We start from the raw sequence: 1,719 nt of genomic DNA, 5'->3' as shown, positions 1-1,719 counted from the left end.
CGGTGGGTTCGGCGATCCGACTCCCGCCGCCCGGACCGAAAACATCGGCAGCGCTGCCTTCGAGCTGGGCCTTCCACGATGTGATCTGATTGGGGTGAACGTCGAACTGCTCCGCCAGTTGCGCCAGCGTGCGGTCACCCTTGACGGCGGCAAGTGCCACCTTCGCCTTGAAAGCCGGAGTGTGGTTCCGCCGTGCTCGTCTGCTCATCGTCTCTCCTGATTCGCGGGTCAATCTTGCCCGCCGTCAGGCAGAAACTCCACTTATCGCGCTGTTCAGATTTGCGGGACCAGCTCAGTGTCGGCCTTGGCGTATGGTTCATTTTGCCGGGTGGGCTGGCCGGTAAGAGCGAGGGTGTTCGTACGAGCGACAATACGCTTATCGATAAGGTCAAATCAACCTGGCGAGCACAGGATGGTGAGACAGCGGAGCAAATCTTCACTAAGGTCTCAAAGGTAGCACACTTCATCCCCAGGGGATGGGAGGTTGGTCAAAAGACCGACTCGGGCGAGCCAGTTATCTTTTCGTGGGCCAAACACCGGGCCGATAAAACAAAGGAAGAGTACACGGTCACGTGGGAGGTGGCGCCCGATGGCACAATGAAAATTGTGGCGCCGTATGCAAGGCCGATGGAACTAGGCTGGCAAGCGTTCGCACTCTCGCTCATTGCGGACGAAGTGACAAACGACGAAAGCGGCGTGAACCGTCACTTTCTGCATAATCCCGCCAACTTCAACTTCGTAACCACCGCGCAGGGCAAGTTGGGCGATCTTCTGCGGCGTGGCCGCTGTTCTATCGACGAGCCGGTTGGAGTGCATTACTCGCCGAGGATAGATGAGCAGCAAACCGCGAAGGGCGGGCTGTGGCGCGTCGAGCTTTCGGTCGACTGCAATGTTCCCGGACCTAGTTATTTCACCCGCGACGAAGTCATCATTTTCGAGAAGCGCGAAGGGCAAGATTGGGAGCCACAATCGTTCTTTGCCAAGCTTATCGCCACGTATGCACCCGGCTCTTGGTTTAAGCTTGCCGACCCGAAAGATCAGGAAGCGTTCGAGGCGGGCAAGAAGAAGTTGTCAAAATGACGTTCGCTGTCGATGCGTCGAGCGTTGACCTGCCACTGAGTATTTCCTCCAGTAGGAGTTAGAGTCCGGCCCGAAGAAGGACGGACAGATGAAGCGAGCAAGGTTCACAGAAGAGCAGATTATCGCGGTGTTGAAGGAGCATGAGGTCGGAGCGAAGACGGCCGACCTAGCTCGCAAGCACGGGGTCTCCGAAGCGACGATCTACAATTGGAAGGCCAAATTCGGCGGCATGGACGTTTCCGAGGCGAAGCGGCTGAGGGTCCTGGAGGAGGAGAACGCGAAGCTGAAGAAGCTTCTGGCCGAGCAGATGCTCGATGCGGCCGCCCTTCGCGAGCTCCTTTCAAAAAATGTATGACCCGCCCCGCCCGTGCAAGGTCGTTTAATGAGGACGATGCAGTCTGCACAAATGTATCCGGCCTCTTGCAAGTGGGCCGCTGTTGCGGCCAGGCCATGATGAGATCCGCGCGTGCCGTTCCCAGATAAATGGTTCGGGCTCGAAGCCCGCTTTTTTGCACAGGGTTTACGGCGCGCCGATCGACTGTTTCGTCATCACCTTCACGAACCTCGCAGTCTGGAACAAACGGGATCAGCTAAAGGCCGGATCCCGCCGTTCATAGCTTGCGCCGGGCTTGGTCATCA

The 1,719-nt window shown here is 57.8% G+C and carries 2 protein-coding genes and 1 pseudogene; 2 read left to right on the top strand and 1 reads right to left on the bottom strand.

All coding sequences use genetic code 11. The annotated features are described in order from the left end of the window. Positions 1-208: transposase (locus tag E4K64_RS39730; protein ID WP_135163638.1), on the bottom strand; the 208-nt coding region annotated here is incomplete at its 3' end. A 26-nt stretch (positions 209-234) separates the two neighbouring features. Here E4K64_RS39730 and E4K64_RS39725 point away from each other — a divergent pair. Continuing rightward, a complete protein-coding gene (locus tag E4K64_RS39725; protein ID WP_235884978.1) occupies positions 235-1,080 on the top strand; it encodes a nodulate formation efficiency C protein in 846 nt (281 codons plus the stop codon). A gap of 88 nt (positions 1,081-1,168) precedes the next feature. Further along, a pseudogene (locus tag E4K64_RS39720) lies at positions 1,169-1,432 on the top strand (transposase); the annotation flags it as partial. Positions 1,433-1,719: the final 287 nt, after the last annotated feature.

This window comes from Bradyrhizobium frederickii (assembly GCF_004570865.1).
Taxonomy (GTDB): domain Bacteria; phylum Pseudomonadota; class Alphaproteobacteria; order Rhizobiales; family Xanthobacteraceae; genus Bradyrhizobium; species Bradyrhizobium frederickii.
The sequence above is the reverse complement of the archived record's forward strand: the minus strand, read 5'-3'. Positions and strand labels throughout refer to the sequence as shown.